This window comes from Rheinheimera sp. WS51 (assembly GCF_050936095.1).
In the GTDB taxonomy this organism is placed as follows: domain Bacteria; phylum Pseudomonadota; class Gammaproteobacteria; order Enterobacterales; family Alteromonadaceae; genus Alishewanella.
In genome coordinates this window covers 489,875-508,735 of record NZ_JBOTRC010000001.1, presented here as the reverse complement: position 1 = coordinate 508,735, position 18,861 = coordinate 489,875, and the positions used below count along the sequence as shown (strand labels likewise).

General features: G+C 43.5%; 19 protein-coding genes and 1 pseudogene. 11 read left to right on the top strand and 9 right to left on the bottom strand.

The features are described 5' to 3' along the window. The first annotated feature begins 39 nt into the window (after window positions 1–39). Genes ACRCA4_RS02385 through ACRCA4_RS02370 form a run of 4 tightly spaced genes read left to right on the top strand, consistent with a single transcriptional unit; the run spans window position 40 to window position 1,947 of the window. Window positions 40–888, top strand: coding sequence for an ADP-ribosylglycohydrolase family protein (locus tag ACRCA4_RS02385; RefSeq protein ID WP_433183604.1), 849 nt, complete (start codon window positions 40–42; stop codon window positions 886–888). Window positions 889–890: 2 nt separating this feature from the next. Beyond that, a complete protein-coding gene (locus ACRCA4_RS02380) occupies window positions 891–1,250 on the top strand; it encodes a hypothetical protein (protein ID WP_433183601.1) in 360 nt (119 codons plus the stop codon). Between the two features lie 8 nt (window positions 1,251–1,258). Next, window positions 1,259–1,429: a hypothetical protein gene (locus tag ACRCA4_RS02375; protein WP_433183599.1), complete on the top strand. Its 171-nt coding sequence runs from the start codon at window positions 1,259–1,261 to the stop codon at window positions 1,427–1,429. After that, on the top strand, window positions 1,426–1,947 hold the full coding sequence (locus ACRCA4_RS02370) for a hypothetical protein (protein ID WP_433183596.1): 522 nt from the start codon (window positions 1,426–1,428) through the stop codon (window positions 1,945–1,947). Before ACRCA4_RS02375 ends, ACRCA4_RS02370 begins: the two co-directional genes overlap by 4 nt. A 47-nt stretch (window positions 1,948–1,994) precedes the next feature. Here the strand turns inward: ACRCA4_RS02370 and ACRCA4_RS02365 are convergent, their stop codons facing one another. The 8 genes and pseudogenes from ACRCA4_RS02365 to ACRCA4_RS02330 all read right to left on the bottom strand — a co-directional run bounded on the left by ACRCA4_RS02365 (window position 1,995) and on the right by ACRCA4_RS02330 (window position 8,591). Further along, complete coding sequence (locus ACRCA4_RS02365; RefSeq protein ID WP_433183593.1) at window positions 1,995–2,336, bottom strand: hypothetical protein; 342 nt, start codon at window positions 2,334–2,336, stop codon at window positions 1,995–1,997. A 22-nt stretch (window positions 2,337–2,358) separates the two neighbouring features. Further along, a complete protein-coding gene (locus ACRCA4_RS02360; RefSeq protein ID WP_433183591.1) occupies window positions 2,359–2,694 on the bottom strand; it encodes a hypothetical protein in 336 nt (111 codons plus the stop codon). Window positions 2,695–2,818: 124 nt separating this feature from the next. Further along, window positions 2,819–3,343 carry an ISAs1 family transposase gene (locus ACRCA4_RS02355; protein ID WP_433183588.1) on the bottom strand — a complete coding sequence of 175 codons (525 nt, stop codon included), beginning with the start codon at window positions 3,341–3,343 and terminating at the stop codon, window positions 2,819–2,821. Window positions 3,344–4,363: 1,020 nt separating this feature from the next. Beyond that, a complete protein-coding gene (locus ACRCA4_RS02350) occupies window positions 4,364–5,035 on the bottom strand; it encodes a hypothetical protein (protein WP_433183586.1) in 672 nt (223 codons plus the stop codon). A gap of 51 nt (window positions 5,036–5,086) precedes the next feature. Continuing rightward, window positions 5,087–5,383, bottom strand: a pseudogene (locus ACRCA4_RS02345) (integrase core domain-containing protein); the annotation flags it as partial. Window positions 5,384–5,529: 146 nt separating this feature from the next. Then, window positions 5,530–6,366 (bottom strand): REP-associated tyrosine transposase, encoded by an 837-nt coding sequence (locus ACRCA4_RS02340; RefSeq protein ID WP_433183583.1) that lies wholly within the window; start codon window positions 6,364–6,366, stop codon window positions 5,530–5,532. Between the two features lie 204 nt (window positions 6,367–6,570). Beyond that, window positions 6,571–7,008, bottom strand: a complete 438-nt coding sequence (locus ACRCA4_RS02335) for a hypothetical protein (RefSeq protein ID WP_433183580.1) — start codon at window positions 7,006–7,008, stop codon at window positions 6,571–6,573. Window positions 7,009–7,170: 162 nt separating this feature from the next. After that, window positions 7,171–8,591 (bottom strand): IS3 family transposase gene (locus ACRCA4_RS02330; RefSeq protein WP_433183577.1). Its coding sequence is split into 2 segments (ribosomal slippage): window positions 7,171–8,123 and window positions 8,123–8,591, totalling 1,422 coding nucleotides; the frame shifts between segments, so codons are not numbered across the junction. Between the two features lie 189 nt (window positions 8,592–8,780). On the opposite strand from ACRCA4_RS02330, the gene ACRCA4_RS02325 reads away from it, so the two are divergent. Beyond that, the gene (locus tag ACRCA4_RS02325; RefSeq protein ID WP_433183575.1) at window positions 8,781–9,101 is read left to right on the top strand and encodes a hypothetical protein; all 321 of its coding nucleotides are present in this window, start codon (window positions 8,781–8,783) and stop codon (window positions 9,099–9,101) included. Between the two features lie 522 nt (window positions 9,102–9,623). Further along, window positions 9,624–10,910, top strand: coding sequence for an amidohydrolase (locus ACRCA4_RS02320; protein ID WP_433183573.1), 1,287 nt, complete (start codon window positions 9,624–9,626; stop codon window positions 10,908–10,910). A gap of 114 nt (window positions 10,911–11,024) precedes the next feature. Here ACRCA4_RS02320 and ACRCA4_RS02315 read toward each other — a convergent pair whose 3' ends face one another. Beyond that, window positions 11,025–12,227 (bottom strand): anhydro-N-acetylmuramic acid kinase, encoded by a 1,203-nt coding sequence (locus ACRCA4_RS02315; RefSeq protein ID WP_433183570.1) that lies wholly within the window; start codon window positions 12,225–12,227, stop codon window positions 11,025–11,027. A gap of 317 nt (window positions 12,228–12,544) precedes the next feature. Here ACRCA4_RS02315 and ACRCA4_RS02310 point away from each other — a divergent pair, with 317 nt between their 5' ends. From ACRCA4_RS02310 to cydC, 5 genes are all read left to right on the top strand, one after another. Next, the gene (locus tag ACRCA4_RS02310; protein ID WP_433183567.1) at window positions 12,545–14,107 is read left to right on the top strand and encodes a cytochrome ubiquinol oxidase subunit I; all 1,563 of its coding nucleotides are present in this window, start codon (window positions 12,545–12,547) and stop codon (window positions 14,105–14,107) included. Between the two features lie 2 nt (window positions 14,108–14,109). Further along, on the top strand, window positions 14,110–15,246 hold the full coding sequence (gene cydB, locus ACRCA4_RS02305) for a cytochrome d ubiquinol oxidase subunit II (RefSeq protein WP_433183565.1): 1,137 nt from the start codon (window positions 14,110–14,112) through the stop codon (window positions 15,244–15,246). A 16-nt stretch (window positions 15,247–15,262) separates the two neighbouring features. After that, complete coding sequence (gene cydX, locus ACRCA4_RS02300) at window positions 15,263–15,376, top strand: cytochrome bd-I oxidase subunit CydX (RefSeq protein ID WP_433183563.1); 114 nt, start codon at window positions 15,263–15,265, stop codon at window positions 15,374–15,376. A gap of 115 nt (window positions 15,377–15,491) precedes the next feature. Beyond that, window positions 15,492–17,195 (top strand): thiol reductant ABC exporter subunit CydD, encoded by a 1,704-nt coding sequence (gene cydD, locus ACRCA4_RS02295; protein WP_433183560.1) that lies wholly within the window; start codon window positions 15,492–15,494, stop codon window positions 17,193–17,195. Continuing rightward, window positions 17,185–18,834 (top strand): thiol reductant ABC exporter subunit CydC, encoded by a 1,650-nt coding sequence (gene cydC / locus ACRCA4_RS02290; protein WP_433183557.1) that lies wholly within the window; start codon window positions 17,185–17,187, stop codon window positions 18,832–18,834. The genes cydD and cydC overlap by 11 nt, the downstream gene beginning before the upstream one ends. Window positions 18,835–18,861 lie beyond the last annotated feature (27 nt).

Sequence of the window (18,861 nt, the reverse complement as noted above, 5' to 3'; positions counted from 1 at the left end):
GGAACAAAACTACCTGAAACAGCCTGAAAGAGAGCCCTTATGCTGTATGAAATTGCTATAGCCGATGCCTACGGTGCCGGATTCGAGTTTGCCGCGCCAGAGGTGATTGCCCGGCACAATGACCTTAGCCACTATATTCCACATCAGCTATACGGCATGCTTGGCAACTATACCGATGACACTCAAATGAGTTTGGCATTGGCCGAGTTGTTAGTAGCCGATGCTGAATGGACAGCATTAAACATTGCCGATCAGTTTGTAAAATGTTTCAAACGAGACCCTCGCCAGGGGTACTCAAAAGGTTTTTATGCCGTATTGCAACAAGTTGAAAACGGCCAGCAGTTACTCACTACGCTGCGTGCTCATAGTACCCGCAATGGTGCGGCTATGCGTGCAGTACCGCTGGGTATTATTGCCAATAAGCATCAACTGTTAGCCTACGCTAAACAACAAGCCGCTATTACTCATAACTCACCTATCGGCATAGCCAGTAGCTGTGCCGTCGCGCTGGCAGCGCATTATGGTTTGTACCAACTGGGCGAACTATCGCAATTGCCTACATTCTTGCAAAGCGAGGGTTTTGCCGACTGGGATTACAACTGGCAACAAGCCGTAACGGTGGAAGCTTTTGATACAGTAAGTGCCGCATTAAGTTGTTTGTTACGCCATGACAATCTGGCCGATTTGCTGCAAAGTTGTGTGGCGCTGTCGGGTGACACCGACAGTGTGGCAGCTATCGCCGTGGGAATTGCCAGCTGCTTTGCCAGCTACAGTAGAAACCTGCCGGAACACCTGAAGCAATCCCTGAATGAGCCGCAATATGGTCTGGCCTATCTGGCTGAATTGGATAAGCAACTACTGACAAAAGTTAACAAGGACGGCAGTTAATATTGCTTAATATATCCAGTTTTTTAGGGTTGATTGATTACGCAAATATACCAGTTGACTATGTATATATCGGTAAATTGCCCAACGCACTATCAACCACAAAAAGAGAGATAGTTAACGACATATTTATTGGCAATAACCTATTTATAGTCAGAAAAGAAGGTCGTTTGGCTAACGGTAAGAAAAATAGCATAACGCAATTTGAAATGCCGCTTGATGCTTTAAGCTGGGCCCTAGGCTCGATAGAAACTATGTTTGAGCGCAAACCATCGCAAGGTGGCCTGGCAAAAGAAGTGTTACACCTCGATAAACAGTTTACAGGTGAAAACATCGAATTACGCTACGGCGTTTCGGTAGTGTAGGTAGCTATATGCTGACAAATTTCAGCCGCGATTGTTATATCCTTCCCGGTGAAGCTGCACAAACTTTCTCTTTTGCACTAAGTATTTGGAAAGATCACGCACGAGCGATGTTTAAAGATATTATCCGTCGCTATCAGGCTGGTGAAATTGCCCAAGCGGATGCGGTGAATTTTTTTTGACTTACCTTAATACCCATGGACTGCCAGCACATCATGTTGTTGAAGCGGCGGTGAAAGACCCGGTGATGACCGACTACACACGTTTTGTGATCTCTGCGCCGGACACCCTGATTATCGTTAGTAAAATAGTTGCAGATAAACGCATAAGCAGTAAAGAAGATGAGCCGGGACTGTGGCTGGAGCAAGCTGAATTTCCATTAATTGCTCTGCCTTGGATAGTCAAAACTATCGAAGAAAAATTCTGGCAACTGCCGAGTCAGGGCGGCTTACCAAATGATGTTTTGCATGTCGATGGCAGCATTGCCGGAGAAGAACTAAAAATAAAGCATGTAACCAAATGCAGTGATGATGGCGAGAAAGGCATTAAACTTCAAAATTTGAGCCGCACTGCTGTTAATGGCAGAGGAAACAGCCAAGGTGTGTTGTTACCAAACAAACTGTTGCAGCAAGCTGGTTTGCTACAAATGTTTAAGAACTTATGTAGCAAAAACAACCAGCTTTATCCTGTGGTTAAATAATTAACCTGGTATCAGGTACCACAAGTTGGCGGGGCAGCCTACCAACCTTAAAGATCCAACGCGATAACCTGCTCAGCATCTGTAAAGGTTAGCAAATTGTCTTCAAACACAAGATTTGGCAAGCGGTAACCAAATTCCATCTGGTGATGTTTAAGTACATTGGTAGCAGCGTTATAACTTACAAGTTGTGTTCTGTCGGGTGCGCGGCTGACAAATTCCAGTAACAGCACCGAGTCAGAGTTTTCATTCCACAGCCAGCAACCCATAAAGTTTTTACCAAGCAGATTACCGTTTATGCTAATGGCACCTATCATAGGCCCACCCATGCCAACTTCGCCGTTAGCCATAAACGTTAAACTATGCTTCTTGTTGGGTGACAAATCCTGCATAAATTATCTCTGCGTCTGTGATTTAAGCATTAGCGTTGTCGGCTGAGTTTTGCTGGACAGCTGTACTGTGCAAAAATGCTATCGCTGCATCGCAGTTATACAGTGCTTCACGATATGACAGAGAAAGCTCATACGCCAACATACCGCCGCGTTGTTGCGTAAAGCCGGTTAAACGTTCTTTCTCTGCTGTAAGCGCTGTAATAATATCGGCAATGCGGTATTGACCGGTTAAGAGTTCAATAGCCTCTATAGTTAGCTGTCGCGTGTCCGGCTTTTCAGCAGCAAAAGGGTTGTCTGTTGTTGCTATACAGCGTTGTACTACCGTTGTTAGCTCAACTAAGTCTGTGTTGTTGTCCATGCGGCCTGTTACCAGGTTAGATATTAATGTTGTAATTTATCACAATATTTTTATGTTGCGAAAAATAGCTTCCAGAGTCTGATCGGCGCAAAGCGGGAGTTCAGCAGGGTGAGATTACGAGTGGTCATTTAATCACCACACTCATGCCAGCTTCCAACACCGCATCAAGATAAGCCTCATTCATCAATGCCTGACGCTGCTTTCTTCTGATACTCATTTTTCGCTTCTCAGCGCGTAACATATTCAAGCCGAAGTGTCGCATCGTGGCAAGATTGGCTGCTGCATTACCACGGTATATCTGGCACGCATCCTCACTTAAGCTCACATCCAGCACCCAGTGCAGCTGGTTTTCAATACCCCAATGCTCGCGTACTGCCTGGGACAGCCTTTCTGCGTTAAGGTCGGCTGAGCTGATAAAATAACGTTGCTCTAACACCGCACGCTTGTGCTTTTCCACCCGGTAAGTCGTTGCCATGCCTAAGGTTCTCAGCGCTGGCCAGGCAGCTTTGAGTTTTTCCGGTAATTCATTGGCCGGACAGACCTGGAATTCACGGTACTCTAGACGCCCACGGTTCTTTTCCAGTGACTGCGCTGCGCTGTCTTTATGCGCTTTACCCGCAAAGACTTGTTTTACTGCATCGTGTAACACTTGGATCTGACCCTCAAGGTTCCTGTCTGGTAGTAGATTCAGACAGGGTAAGAAGATTTAGCTAAGCCTGGAATGTGCGGTTCGGGTTACGCTCACCAGAAGTCTTCAAGTACTTTACGTAAAGCAGGAAAGTGCAGTGTGAACTTGACCGATAGTTTTCGTCTAAATAACTGTTCCTAATTGTGATACGCTAGCTTTAATCCATGCTTTCCACCCGGAAACGGTGCGGCAATTAAATCTGCTCCAGCAACTCTGCTGACGCTGCCCCAGCAAAAGTAGATGCGAATGCTTTTATTATAAAAGCAGAGCATATTGATGGTGCACCTTAGAACAAGCCTAGACATACTTCGCAAAAAACTAATGAAGTTTAACTTTGGAGTCACCAACCCAAATCAGAAATATACAAAGTAAAATTAATGTACCTGAAAATACAAGGCCTAGCACTGATTCAGGAAAGCCCGATAGGACATACAATGGCGAAAACAGAATAGCCAAACTAACAAGAGTTTTAGTAACAGCGTGACCTATTCGGCTGGTCCCTAAATTAAAATAACCAACTAACACTGATAGAGCAAGCAACGTATTTAGCTTTAAAATGGAAGGAAAAGGTATCAGTAAAGCGGACAAAATATACAAAGTAGTACAAGCTATTGCACTAAACAGCCAAATACGTTGCTTGAGACGAATATATCCAAAAATATGAGCCAAAATTGGAGATAGTAGCGAAAAAACTACTATCTTATATTCCGTAGGCAGTTCGCTAAAGCGTTTAAGAGGTACTGATCTATTCCTCATCTAGTTGTCACCAAAAACGAATGGAACCCACCCAAAAAAATGCACAAACATTAACAATGCAAAGCATTGAAAAAGAAGAGCAAACCAATATTCCATACCTTCTGAGTAGTAAACCCAACGCCCAAACATATACACTCTTTTAGATATCACTCCATAAACGACTGATAAAATAAATGTCACTTGCACAATCGATATCGCTATATTGATAAAATCCATCTTGTGCCTTTATTTACAAAGTTTTGAGTCTATTGTAATAATTGGTGAACTAAGTAACAGGGCTGTATATGTTAAAACAATTGCAATAAGTGGAGGAGCAAATATTCCAGCCAAGGCGACAATGACACCAAATGCGATAAGAGCAGAGAAGCCTCCTCCTGGGCAATTGCCTTCGAAATCTAGTACAGCATCAATAATCAGCATAACTGCAATAGCTGCGGCTATATAGAACAAAACAGGCGCTAGAAGCCCTAACATTCCAGCGGACAGCCCTACCCACGTCCAAATTCCTGCAGCATCATCAGATAAAAATCCCCCGTTAGCACCACCTGAAATTTTATAAGCTCCTGCGCCTGTATTTGGATCTATTAATAGATATCCCACATTAGTACCACCTTCAAAGTTAACAGGGGCCTCATGCACCGTTGCTACCTTGCCAGCATAAACTGCGGCTGTAATTTCACTTTCAATATCTGCATCAACATTTATAGCCGCTAATGCTACGTTTAAATTTCTTTGGTCAATTTGCCAAATTTTTTGTCCTTGATTACTTGCTATTGCCAAAGCTTTTACTGCACTTATACCATGAGCTTGCTTTGCTTCAGTAGAAAACATCTGTTCCGGTACTATGTGTTCCATGGCACTTAACCGATAGCCAACTCCTTTTATATAATCAATCAACTTATTATGGTCTGAATCGCCCCGAGTTCATCGGAGACCAGTTTGTTTAAGTCAGGCCACTTTACCTGACTCGTTTAAATTATCATAGTAGTCTGTTTCATATTGAGCTGGTGAAATATACCCAATTGAAGATAATAAGCGTTGATTATTAAACCAATTGACCCACTCTAACGTTGCGTATTCAACAGCATCAACATTCTTCCACGGGCCATTTCTGCGAATAATCTCTGTTTTAAATAATCCATTTATTGTTTCAGTCAATGCATTGTCATAAGAGTCACCCACACTGCCTACAGACGCTTGAATTCCAGCTTCAGCAAGTCGCTCAGTGTATCGTATAGACAAATGCATATAGGGTCAGGTCTTGCCTTTTGCCACTATCTTACTCACCCGCGAGTAATGCAAACCAAAATAACTGCCGATGTCTTTAAGGGTATAACTGCCAGAGCGATACGCAGCAGCAATTGCCTCATTACGTGCAAATGCATATAGGGTCAGGTCTTGCCTTTTGCAACTATCTTACTCACCCGCGAGTAATGCAAACCAAAATAACTGCCGATGTCTTTAAGGGTATAACTGCCAGAGCGATACACAGCAGCAATTGCCTCATTACGTGTGCCAGCTTGTTGCTCATACTCTGTCAGCGATTGTACTTTGCTGCGTAGTTGCTTTTTCGGAATGTCGGATAACTTATCCGTTTCGTTAATTAATGCTAAATGGGATTGTACAAAGTCATCATCGCCTAAAAATATTTGGTTGCTGAGCTTATCCCAAACAGACACATCTTTACCTTTCTGCACAAAGGCTTCATATTTATCTCTGGCCGCTTTACGTGTTTTGCCGAACATGCCTAATACAGCATCTGTCGTCAGCCAGGCAGGTGAAGTCGTTTTGCCCATCACCGCATGCCAATTACTCCATGGCCAATCATCGAGTGCCCGCACCATATTTGCCCTGATGGGGTTTAGCACAATGTAACGGTTTAATTCGAGCAAATAGGCATCTTTATCTACCAATATTGCTTTATATCTGCCCTGAAACAAATGCCCTGCACGTTTGTGTTTTCGATTTATCGCCTGCGTAAAGGTACCGTTAAGTTGGCGCATACCTTTACTGAGGTTAGCATCCGGTGTTTCTACCAGTAGATGGTAATGGTTGCTCATCAGGCAATAGGCATGCACCACCCAGTGATACTGCTCGCACACCTTCCCCAAAAGCGTTAAGAACAGTTCGAAATCGGTATCATCAACATAGATAGCTTTGCGCTCGTTACCCCGGCTGGTGATATGGTAAAGCGCGCCGGCAAATTCCAGCCGCAAAGGTCTTGCCATAGTGGACGCTCCGTATGATGTGCCGATTCGATAAACTGTAGCGCACCAGACAGAAAAGGCAAAAAGCAAGACCTGACCCTATGATCCGCTGCAAGACCTGACCCTATGATCCGCTGCAAGACCTGACCCTATGATCCGCTGCTGAACAGGTATGGCAATGCTTGTGTCTTTGTTGATAGCGCTTGCAGTAGCGACCTTTTGCTATTACTTGAATACGGCTTTGGTCAGAAGCCAGTGATCGCCTTTACGTTCAAATAATGCAAGATGCTGTTTAGTACTAAACAGAATTATGTTTGTATCAGATTCAACTGTAGTATTTGGATCAAAGGGGGAAATCATCGCATCAAAATGGCGCAACAGATTCTGCTCAAGCGTTGTTTGGTATTCATTCCCTACCTGATACTCCGTTACAAACTGTCTAAACTCCGGCATTGTCATCGGATCTGAGACGATATATTGATTGATAAACTCGTAAGTTTGGCAATCAGAAAAAATGAAGGTGGTGTCACTGTCGAATGCCATTTTATCCCGACACATTTCCGTCGGGTTTATTGTGTTGAGAGTGGCTGTCTTGATTTCAAGGCCACTACATGCAAATACAGTAAAAGTCAAAATAATCAATAAACTAGAACGTAGTATCATAACTTATGCAGCCCTTTTAATTCTTTCAACCATTTGCTTTTCTAACTTCACTCGCCAGAGATCGAAACTCAACTGTTCAGTCATTAGTGCTTTTACTGGTGTAAATACATCCGTCATTGTTTTTAACGGCGTTTTTCAAGCTAATTGTCACCATTGACCGTTTTAAGCGGCCTGTTTTTCTACCTTTTTAACTGACTCTTTTTCCGGATTTAGCGTTGTCGGTCCCACTGGTGTACAGTTTCGCACTTCGCGTTTCCCCCAACGGCTTGGGTTGGCTGCTTTCGCGGCTTCAATCCGTTCTTTGCGCTTCGCCAACAGGATTTGATCTTGACCGGTATGGCGTTGGTGCGGTGTCACGAACCGCAACTTGCTGTGTTTGTGTTCGTAGTTGTACCAGCGCATAAATTTCAACACCCAAGTTCTCGCTTCATCAAGGCTTTTAAAGCCTGCTGATGGCCAGTCCGGCCGGTATTTGCAAGTGCGGAACAGCGACTCTGCAAACGGATTATCGTTGCTGACCCGCGGTCTGCTGTACGATGTCGTCACACCAAGCTCATACGCTTTCATTCGCATGGTTTGCGATTTCATTGGCGCACCGTTGTCCGAATACAGCACCACGCCACTGTGTAAACACTTCTCCCGGAGCAGCGTTTGCTCTAATAGCTTCTCTGCGTTTTCTCCGCTTTCCTGTTCAAACACTTCACACCCAACAATTTTCCGGCTGAACAAATCCTCCAGCATATACAGGTAGTAAAACTGCCCACGCACCGTACTTGGCAAGTAGGTGATATCCCAACAAAAAACCTGACCAGGCCCTGTTGCGGTATAGGTCGTTGGCAGCGTTGACACCTTCGGCGCTACGCTCCGACCACGATGATGCAGCTGACCAAACGCTTTGAGCACCCGATAAAATGTTGATTCAGAACCATAATATGCATCTTCATCCAATAACGTTGGTACGATTTGCGATGGCGGCAAGCTGGCAAACTTCGGCATATTGCACACTTCGATGATCATCGCCTGTTCCGCTTCCTTCGCTTCCTGTATCAAATTCACACATTCATTGCGCTCCGGGAGCAAGGTTAATCGTCCTCGTTGTCGTTCTCCCAAAGCGCATTTAACTTTTTTCTGAGCACCAACAAGGCTGCGGTTTCAGCCAACGCTTTTTCCTTACGCCTCAACTCGCTTTTTAACTGTTTGATTTCTTTATGGTCGGCTTGACGTTGCCGTTTCGCTTCCAATTCCTGCTCGCGGGAACTCATAAATCCGCGAAGTGCATCGGCTTTCCAGGCTTTTACCTGATCAACGTACAGACCTTTTGCACGACAATACTCGCTCAATTCAGCTTCATTTAAACTGGCAGTTTCAAGCACAGTGGCAAACTTAGCTTCTGCTGACCAATGTTCTGAGGTTAGTTTACTTCCGAGCACAGGACGACCTTGTTGTTTGGCTTTATCCCGCCAATTATACAAAGTTTGCAACCCAACTCCTTCGATTCTCGATACTTCTGCTACGGTCATATTCGAAGGAGGTAGTAACTTATTCAAAATCTGCTGCTTACGTTCTTCACTATAACTCGGCACAATTAAGCCTTAACGCCCCAACTGGTTAAATTTTAAGTAGTGGCAACTATCCTGCCAGAGCGGGCAGTGATATAAACACTGAAATAAAGAAATTTAGTGATGTTAGTATAGATGGTATAACTCATCAAAATGTTCCAGTATCAATAAAAATTACAGCTAAAAAGCCAATTAACGACATTAGGCCTTAAAATGAATATCTCAAAACTTGAATTAATAGCTCTTTTATTTGACTATGTAAATGGTATTGAAACTGCCAATCATAAGATGGCAGAAGCTTATAAAAATGAAAATAGAATTTGGTCTAATGACGAGTGGATATATGTGAAGGATATCGAGGTTGCTTTTCGAGCAATGAAAAAATTACATAGCAAAGGCGACTTTAAATATTTTCCCCATATTAAAGAAATTTTACTCAATCAAGAATCTATTTATAATATTAACGACTGCTGGTTGAGAGAGCGAATATTAGATTGCAAACAGAATCTGAGTACACTTTATCCTAATCAATAGCTGTAATATTATAAATGCTCTCATGCTCCAACTGGTGAAAGCCGTAAAAAACTTCATTTAAAGTGCCAGAAAGCCAAAGGCTACTATCGCATTCAAAAACTATTGTAGATAATTGGACAAACCCAAATGTAACTACCCCCTAAAATAATGATGAAGTTACTTTTCAAATAATAATTTACTTGTTATTTACGAGGTAAGCCGTGGGGAAAATTACAATACGGAATACCAAACAGAGTTGCCGTTATCTGCTTTGCAATGGATAAAGGATCCTATTGTTAATGGTATTTTGCCGCTCCCCCTCGCCAAGCGGGCATCCAAAAAAAACAACACACTGTATGGCAAACTTTTCTGGTGAAGAACTATTAATTGACCGCAGTATGAATGCCGGTTTAATTAGCCTTACTAGCCCTACATAGCTCAGTCTAACGCTAAGAAAATATAAACCAAAACAAATATTGTCAGCACTAGCCCTGCCATGCATACTCAAAGCAGCTAATCTGTTTAACTGCCCAGGAGTTCTATATGAAATTATCGTCAATTAGCCTTGCTGTTGTTGCCGCCGCTGGCTTATTTACTAGCGTTCAAGCCCAGCAACCGGTAACTATCTCTGATACTTTAGAACAAAAAGTGATTGAGTGGCGCCGCGATTTACATCAACACCCTGAATTAAGTAATCGCGAGTTTCGCACGGCTAAAGTCATTGCCGAGCATTTAACTGCCTTAGGTTTAGAGGTTCAAACGGGTGTGGCTCATACTGGGGTTGTTGGCGTGTTAAAAGGCAGTAAGCCAGGCCCCACTATCGCTTTACGTGCCGATATGGATGCTTTACCTGTTGTAGAGCAAACCGATGTTACCTTTAAGTCTACTGCCACTTCTGAATATCGCGGTAAAGAAGTGGGGGTTATGCATGCTTGTGGCCATGATTTACATGTGGCTATGTTAATGGGCGCAGCTGAGCAACTTACCGCTATGAAGCAGCAACTGGCAGGAACTGTTGTCTTTATTTTTCAACCAGCAGAAGAAGGTGCCCCCTCAGGTGAAGAAGGCGGTGCTGAGTTAATGCTAAAACAAGGCTTATTTAAGCAGCATCAACCCGAAGCCGTATTTGGCATCCACGTTTGGTCTGCAGGTACAGTGGGCCATATTGGTTATCGTGCAGGGCCTTTAATGGCATCTTCTGATCGATTTGAAATTACGGTAAAAGGCAAACAAACCCATGGCTCACGGCCTTGGGGTGGTGTTGATCCTATAGTTGCAGCTGGGCAAATTATATCTAACAGCCAAACAATTGTTAGTCGCCAAGTTGATATTACTAAAGCGCCAGCGGTGTTAAGTTTTGGCATTGTTGAAGGCGGCGTGCGGAATAATATTATTCCCGACCAAGTCTATTTAGAGGGGACTATTCGTAACTTTGATATGGATAACCGTGCCCAGATCTTTGAAAACTTAAAAACAACAGCCGAAATGACCGCTAAAGCTACCGGTGCAGAGGCTCATGTTCATATTGAAGAAGGTTATCCGGTTACGGTGAATGATATTGCCTTAACCAATAAGATGCTCCCCACCATTGAACGTGTGGCAGGCAAAGATAAAGTACATGTCAATGAGCTAGTGACAGGCGCTGAAGACTTTTCATTCTTTGCTTTAGAAGTCCCTGGCTTATTTGTATTTTTAGGTATTACACCTGAGGGCCAAGATGCAGCAACAGCACCGAGTAATCATTCTCCGTTTTTCTATGCTGATGAAAAAGCGTTGAAAACGGGTACAGAGCTCTATGTTAACTGGGTACTTGATTACGCCCAGCTTTAAGCTTGAGCATTGAGCAGAGTGTTTTAGTAATAAAAACACTCTGCTTAAATGCACTAGCCCAAATCCGCTAGCCAGAGTCTACTGACTAGTATGTACTCGCTTACATACGAAAACCTAGTCAGCAAAGCTTATTTTTCCCATGCTAATATTTGGGATCCCTTCTCGTTTATTAGCAAATTTCTGCTTGCCGCCGACTAAGCATTCATTGGCTAATACGGCAAATAATACCGCTTCTTTTGCGTCTGGGTTTATGCCCAGCTCTGCGGTGCTACTAATACGAGTTTGGCCTAGAGCCTGGCTAATATGCTGCATCAGTAACGGATTATGAATACCACCACCACTGACATAAAGCGCATAGCTATCTAGCTGTTTGGTTAAGTGCTTAATGGCTTGCACTATCACCTTAGCGGTAAAATAATTTAGCGTTGCCATAACATCAGCATGATTTAGCTGCTCAGTAGCACTTAGCTGCTGGGCTTGCTGTAAATAGGCCAAATTAAACACTTCTGGCCCAGTTGTTTTAGGAAACGCCAAGCTAAAAAACGGGTTATTGTTTAACGCTTGCAGTAAGTTAGCATTTACCTCACCTGCATAAGCTAAAGTGGCACTGCGATCATAATATTGACCAGGAAAGTGGGCCTGAATATAGGCATCCATTATAGTATTACCTGGGCCTAGATCAGAGCTAAACACCTCTGCTGCATTTTGGCTACGGGGTAAATAAGTTAAGTTTGCAATGCCGCCAATATTTAATAAAATGCGGTTTTCTTCAGGGCTACTAAATAGTAAATAGTCACCATATACAGCCAGTGGCGCACCTTCACCACCGGCGGCAATATGTTTTTGTCTAAAGTCACTTATTGTTATTATGCCGCTTTGCACCGCCAGATGATCGCCGTCCCCTAGCTGTAAAGTCGCATTGCCAAATCCGGCTACTTGGTGCTGTTGCTTTGGACAATGAAAAACCGTTTGGCCATGGCTGGCAACTAGATCGATATCTTCTGGCGTTACTTGCCACTGCGCTAAGCATTGGCTAATCATGCGGCCATGGGTTAAGCCAATCCAAGGATGTAATAAGGTTACCATTTGTAAGTCGACTTGGCGTTTGGCAAATATTGCTTTAACTCGCTGTTTATAGTCAGCATCATAGTCAATGGTTTTAAACTCCATTAGCTCAACCTGGGTTGATAAACCTTCACCACGTATTCGGCACAACGCAACGTCTAAGCCATCTAACGAGGTTCCACTCATTAAGCCAATAATCATCCGGCTGGGTTTAGACGCCATGTTAGCGAGTTTTTCAATATGAGAATGCATAGAGCGGCCTTGCCATTAAATTTCATTATTTAAGATCCTAAGCATAATGAATAAACTTTATTGCTAAAGCTACTCTTAGCTTAGATTTTGGCAAAAATGCATGGCTTCACTAGCCCTGCAAACGCAGTGTTAAAATATTTATTTGCAATGACATTTTTGTTAGTAAAGTAATATTTACTTACTGTCCAATTTAACAGCTAAATAAAAACCATAGTTTGATCTTGCGCATTGAATCTAGCGCTAAGGGGCGTATCATTAGAATGTCTACCCCTTCATAGGTACGACATTTCTATTAACTGCGCACTTGGAGTATGCAGATGGATATAGTTGAACTGTCACGATTTCAATTCGCGTTTACCGCGATGATCCACTTCCTCTTCGTTCCCCTGACTATTGGTATGGCTCTTATTCTGGCAATAATGGAGTCGGTTTATGTGTTAACCGGCAAAGTTATTTATCGCGATATGACCAAGTTTTGGGGTAAGTTATTTGGCATTAACTTTGCGTTAGGCATTACTACCGGTATTGCTATGGAGTTTCAGTTCGGTACTAACTGGTCGTATTACTCCCATTATGTCGGTGATATTTTTGGCGCCCCTTTAGCGATTGAAGCCTTAATGGCGTTCTTTTTAGAGTCGACCTTAGTGGGCTTGTTTTTCTTTGGTTGGGACAGGCTAAGCAAAGAAAAGCATTTAATGGTTACTTGGTTAATGGCGCTTGGCACTAACCTATCGGCATTATGGATTTTAATTGCCAACGGCTGGATGCAACATCCTGTGGGCTCTCAATTTAATATAGACACTATGCGGATGGAGCTAACTAATTTTAGCGAAGTAGTGTTTAATCCGGTTGCCCAAGTGAAGTTTGTTCATACCGTTTCAGCCGGTTATGTTACCGCGGCTATTTTCGTGTTGGCTATCTCAAGTTGGTACTTATTAAAAAAACGCGATCTCGCTTTTGCAAGGCGCAGCTTTGCCATTGCTTCTGCTTTTGGTTTAGCCAGCGTACTGTCGGTTATTGTTCTAGGTGACGAGTCTGGTTATGAATTAGGTGATGTGCAAAAGGTAAAACTGGCGGCAATTGAAGCTGAATGGAAAACCCACCCTGCACCTGCAGCCTTTACCCTAATTGGCCTGCCAAATGAAGAAACCCAAACCACAGATTACGCCTTACAAATTCCAGCGGTATTAGGCTTAATTGCCACCCGCTCTTTAGATAAAGAAGTTAAAGGTTTAGACCAGCTTAAACGTGAACACTTACAGCGGATAATACGTGGTCAAGAAGCTTATGTATTAATGCAGCAATATCGTCAAGGCGATAAGTCTAGTGCAACAGTTGAGCGTTTTAACCAACTCAGTGATGACCTAGGCTATGGTATGTTATTAACGGCTTATACCGATGATGTTGCTAACGCTACCCCTGAGCATATCGCCATGGCCGTAGAAGACTCTATTCCCACCGTTTGGCCACTCTTTTGGAGCTTTAGAATAATGGTTGGCTGCGGCTTTTTAATGCTATTGCTGTTTGCTTGCGCTTTTTGGCATAGCGCTAAACGTACTGCTGTTAAACCTAAGTGGTTACTCAAGTTCGCCTTATACAGCTTGCCGCTACCCTGGATTGCCTGTGAAGCCGGTTGGTTTATTGCCGAATATGGCCGTCAGCCTTGGGCTATAGGTGAGATACTACCTACCCATATGGCGGTATCACAACTTAGCACCACTGATATTTGGATTAGCTTAGGCTCTATTATGGTTCTCTATACTATTTTTGTCATTATCGAAATGTGGTTAATGACTAAATATGCTCGGATTGGTCCTGCCGCGTTAAAAACCGGGAAGTATGATTTAGAACATTCTACAGCTGAGCTTAAAGAGGGTTAATCATGGATTATGAAGCGTTAAGATTTATTTGGTGGCTGCTAATTGGCGTGCTGCTAATTGGCTTTGTGGTTACCGATGGTTTTGATATCGGTGTTGCTGTTTTGCTTAAGATTATAGGTAAAAACAATAATCAACGTCGCATTATGATAAACAGCATAGCCCCACACTGGGATGGCAACCAAGTTTGGCTGGTTACAGCAGCCGGTGCCTTATTTGCAGCTTGGCCAACCGTTTATGCCGCCGCGTTTAGCGGTTTTTACTTAGCAATGATGCTCACTTTATTTGCATTATTCTTACGCCCCATTGGTTTTGAGTACCGAGCAAAAATTGATGATGCCGCTTGGCGCGAAAAGTGGGACTGGGCACTTACAATTGGCTCGGCAGTGCCTGCTGTCGTGTTTGGTATTGCCTTTGGCAACTTATTACAAGGCGTACCTTTTCAGTTTGATGATATTTTACGCCTACATTATACCGGCAGCTTTTTTGCTTTATTAAATCCTTTTGCGCTCTTGGTGGGAGTACTCAGTTTACTTATGTTGGTAAACCACGGCGCAACTTACTTGCAACTGAAAACTGAAGATGACCTACGTGCCCGTAGCGAAAAAGTATCGACTATTTTAGCCGCAGCCTGTGCTGTGATCTTTGTATTAGCTGGTATTTGGTTATATTTTGCTATCGACGGCTATAGCGTAACTAGCGTTATTGATACTAATGGCATCAACCGTACTGTGGAAAAAACAGTAACAATGGCCAAAGGTGCTTGGTTTAATAACTATGCCAAATGGCCGCTACTTTGGTTAGTGCCTACCTTAGGTGTCTTGGCCTTTATTTTCAGCTCAATAGCCAGTGCAGCTAAGCGTCATATCTTGGCATTTATCAGTTCAGCAATGGCTATTGCCATGGTGGTATTAACCTTTGGCGTTAGTATGTTTCCCTTTATTATGCCATCGAGCAGTATGCCAAATCATAGCTTAACTATGTGGGATGCCACCGCAAGTGAAAGCTCGCTGATGATTATGTTTATTGTCGCCTGTATATTTGTGCCCATTGTCTTGCTTTATACCGCTTGGAGTTACTTTGTTATGCGTGGTCGGTTAAACGAGCAACATATTAAAGATAATTCTAACTCACTGTATTAAATAAAGAGGATAACTTATGTGGTATTTCGCTTGGATTTTAGGTGTGTTATTAGCCTGCTCTTTTGGCATTATTAATGCCATGTGGTTAGAAGCGCAAGGTTACGCAGACGAGGAACAACAAGCTGACTAAGTCAGAAAATAAGCCAGAAAATAAAGCTGACGCAGCACTTATTAACAGTGCCGAAATAAGTGCTAGTAAAAGTGCCAGTAAACAGCTTAATGCTTTGCTGGCACCGCAGCGACTTTTGTTACAAGCCGCTTTGTTACTTGCGGTGTTGCATGCTGCTCTATTTGTTTGGCAATGCTATTTATTAGCAATGTTATTTAGCCAATGGCTAACTAGCAGCTTGCAGCAGCAAGCTATTACTACCCAGCAACTTTTACACTTGTTACCTTGGCTTTTGTTCTGTTTATTTATGCGGCCTCTATTACATTATGGCCGCGAACAATTAAGCTTATTAGCCAGCCAGCGTTGTAGGGCCTCATTGCGCCAGCAACTCTTAGCCACTATAGCAAGTAGCGGTACGGCTAAAAATCAATATGCCGCTGATGGTAGTTTAGCTAGCCAAGTTTTAGAGCATGTTGATGCTTTAGATGGCTTTATTAGTCGTTATTATGTGCAGCGTTATTTAGTATTAATAACCCCTGCACTGCTTTTTATTGCTATTTTTTATTACAGCAAGTTAGCCGCGGTTTTATTATTAGTCACTGCGCCTTTAGTACCAGTATTTATGATCTTATTAGGCAATGCGGCTGCAAGCGCTAGCCAGCAACAACTACAAGTGCTAAGCCGTATGAGTAGTCGTTTCTTAGATTTAATGCGTGGCATGGCTACCATACAACATTTACAAGCGGGCATAAGAGCCACCAATAGCGTGGCCAATGCTGCCCAGCAGTATCGTAGTAGTAGCATGAAAGTATTACGGCTGGCTTTTTTATCTACCGCAGTGTTAGAGTTTTTTGCTTCTTTAGCCATCGCCTTATTGGCATTATATCTAGGTTTAGGCTTATTAGGCATTCTACCTTGGGCTAAAGCCCAGATCCCTGTACCTTATCAAGGTGCGCTCTTTATCTTATTACTCGCCCCAGAATTTTATGCGCCATTACGGCAGTTAGGCACCGATTACCATGCTAAAGCCCAAGCCATTGCCGCAGTGCAAGAACTACAGCCTTTATTAACCCGCTCGGTTTGGCAACATAGTGGCACAGAATTGCTATCGCTCACCGCCCCTCCGGCTATTAGCATTAAAAATTTGCAGGTGTTAGCAGCCCGTGATCGAAATGCAGCTAAAAGTCGACTCCGATTACAACTTAGCCAATTATCCATAAAACCCGGCCAGCGCATTGTTATTCAAGGTGCTAGCGGTTGCGGTAAATCAACGCTATTAGAAACCCTGCTCGGCTTTAACCAGTATCAAGGTGAAATTAGTATAAACCAACACAGCCTTTGTCAGTTATCTCGCTGCCACTGGCAACAGCAGCTTGGCTACTTAGCTCAACGCAGCAGCATAATGACAGCAAGCATTGCCGATAACCTGCGCTTAGCCAATAACCAAGCGACAGATCAGCAGCTTATAGCCGTGTTAAAACAAGTAGAGCTATGGCCGTTAATTGCTCAGTTGCCACTGCAATTAGCTACACCACTTGGCGAGCGCGGTTTAGGCTTATCTGGCGGTCAGCTTCAGCGCTTAGCTATTGGCCAATTACTGTTGCGTGATGCGTGGCTTTGGTTACTTGATGAGCCTAGCGCTCATTTAGATCCACCGACAGCATTACGCATCCATCAGTTACTGGGCAAATTAAGCCAAGGTAAAACAGTCATTTTAGTTAGCCATAGCAGTGAAGGTTTAACTTGGGCAGATAACATTATTACCTTAACCGCTGAGCAATTTAGCGCTAAAAATTTAACGGCTAATTGCCCGTTGTCAGAGGCCAGTGATGCAAGCTAAATCGACAATAAAGCAGGGCAAAATTCATCCTTTAATAAAGCTAAGAACACTCATGCAAAGCCGGATGGCGAATTGGTCTTTAGCTGTTTTATTAGGCTTTATTACCTTGCTAGCTGGGGCAACACTATTGGCCTTATCCGGCTGGTTTATCAGCGCAGCGGCCCTGGCTGGCTTAACAAGTGTTGCCGCTTATGGTTTTGATTACTTTAGGCCCGCTGCCATTATTCGTCTGTGTGCCATAGGCCGCACGGCTGGGCGCTATGCTGAGCGCTTAACATCTCATTATGCAGCCTTAGGTTTATTAAAAGACTTGCGCGTTAAAAGCTTTAAAGCATTAGCTGAGCAAGCGCCTTCACGCCATGGCTCGGCTCAGTTACTACAACGGCTGGTTGCTGATATCGATCTATTAGACTTATTTCCACTTAAGGTTATTACGCCTTGGCTTTGGGCAAGCTTACTTAGCTTATTGGTGATTTTATTTTGGTATTTACTCGCACCAAGCCTAGCTTTTTATGCGGCAATTCCATTAGCTGCAGCTTGGTTAGCAGTACCATTTTTTACTTTAATGGCTGGCATTAAATTGGCGAAACAAGATACTGACTTAGCCGGAATAAGGCGCCAGCAATTGCTTGAGCCATTAGCCATGATGACACCTTTATTGTTGTGGCAACGCTGGCAAGAGGCTGCCCTGCGCTTTAATAACACTGATAGCCGCTATTTGCGGTTGCAACTTAAGCAACAGCAACTCAGCAGTTTGGCTAGCCTAGTGCAGCAATTATTATTGGCTTTAAGCTTAGTGGGCCTGTTATGGCAAGGCATTATATTAGTGGCCGCGGCTAAACTGACAGTGCCGCTATTATTAGCCGCTGTGCTGGCATTATGGGCCCTAAGTGAAGCGTTAACTCCGTTATGCCAAAGCTTTATTGCCCTAGGCTTAAGTATGGCTGCGCGTGATAGGCTTAATCAGCTGGCTCAAGAGACTGCTAATTGTGCGATAGCAACCACTATACCAACAGGGCCTTGGCAGTTAACGGTTAAGCAACTTAGCGCACGACAAGATGGCGCCCTAACTGGCCCTAACAATATTAGTTTCAACTTGCGCACCGGCCAAGTATTACATATTAGCGGAGCCTCAGGCTGTGGTAAGTCAACCCTACTGCAAGTATTAGCGAATCAGCTACAGTACAGCGGCGAGTTGCTATTAAATAATCAATCTTATAATACTTGGCAGTTAGCCGATGTTATTGGCTATTTGCCGCAGCAGTTAGATATTTTCGATCTTAGCCTAGCGCAAAATCTACGCTTAGGCACGCCAGAGGCCAGCGATGAGCAGTTGTGGCAAGTGTTAGCTGATGTTGACTTAACAAGCTGGGTAAAAGCGCAGCCAGAGCAACTTAACACCCCCTTAGGTGAATATGGTGCTCAAGTCTCGGGCGGCCAAGCTAGGCGCATTGCTTTGGCTAGGTTGTTATTAACCCAGCGGCCAATATTACTGTTAGATGAACCTTTTGCCGGTTTAGATCAAGCAAGCCTAGACAAGGTACTCGCTTCACTAATTCGCCGCCAGCAGCAAGGCTTATTAATTATCGTGAGCCATCAGCCATTAAATTTAGCCTCTATTTTACCATTACAGCTTTAATGCAATGAAAATGCTAACATTAACTAA

Excerpts from the sequence above, each read along its gene's own strand:
- ACRCA4_RS02335 (WP_433183580.1), bottom strand. The coding sequence starts at position 7,008 with ATGATACTACGTTCTAGTTTATTGATTATTTTGACTTTTACTGTATTT.
- ACRCA4_RS02340 (WP_433183583.1), bottom strand. The coding sequence starts at position 6,366 with ATGGCAAGACCTTTGCGGCTGGAATTTGCCGGCGCGCTTTACCATATC.
- cydX (WP_433183563.1), top strand. The coding sequence starts at position 15,263 with ATGTGGTATTTCGCTTGGATTTTAGGTGTGTTATTAGCCTGCTCTTTT.
- cydC (WP_433183557.1), top strand. The coding sequence starts at position 17,185 with ATGCAAGCTAAATCGACAATAAAGCAGGGCAAAATTCATCCTTTAATA.
- ACRCA4_RS02310 (WP_433183567.1), top strand. The coding sequence starts at position 12,545 with ATGGATATAGTTGAACTGTCACGATTTCAATTCGCGTTTACCGCGATG.
- ACRCA4_RS02315 (WP_433183570.1), bottom strand. The coding sequence starts at position 12,227 with ATGCATTCTCATATTGAAAAACTCGCTAACATGGCGTCTAAACCCAGC.
- ACRCA4_RS02325 (WP_433183575.1), top strand. The coding sequence starts at position 8,781 with ATGAATATCTCAAAACTTGAATTAATAGCTCTTTTATTTGACTATGTA.
- ACRCA4_RS02365 (WP_433183593.1), bottom strand. The coding sequence starts at position 2,336 with ATGCAGGATTTGTCACCCAACAAGAAGCATAGTTTAACGTTTATGGCT.
- ACRCA4_RS02360 (WP_433183591.1), bottom strand. The coding sequence starts at position 2,694 with ATGGACAACAACACAGACTTAGTTGAGCTAACAACGGTAGTACAACGC.
- ACRCA4_RS02375 (WP_433183599.1), top strand. The coding sequence starts at position 1,259 with ATGCTGACAAATTTCAGCCGCGATTGTTATATCCTTCCCGGTGAAGCT.
- ACRCA4_RS02320 (WP_433183573.1), top strand. The coding sequence starts at position 9,624 with ATGAAATTATCGTCAATTAGCCTTGCTGTTGTTGCCGCCGCTGGCTTA.
- ACRCA4_RS02385 (WP_433183604.1), top strand. The coding sequence starts at position 40 with ATGCTGTATGAAATTGCTATAGCCGATGCCTACGGTGCCGGATTCGAG.
- cydB (WP_433183565.1), top strand. The coding sequence starts at position 14,110 with ATGGATTATGAAGCGTTAAGATTTATTTGGTGGCTGCTAATTGGCGTG.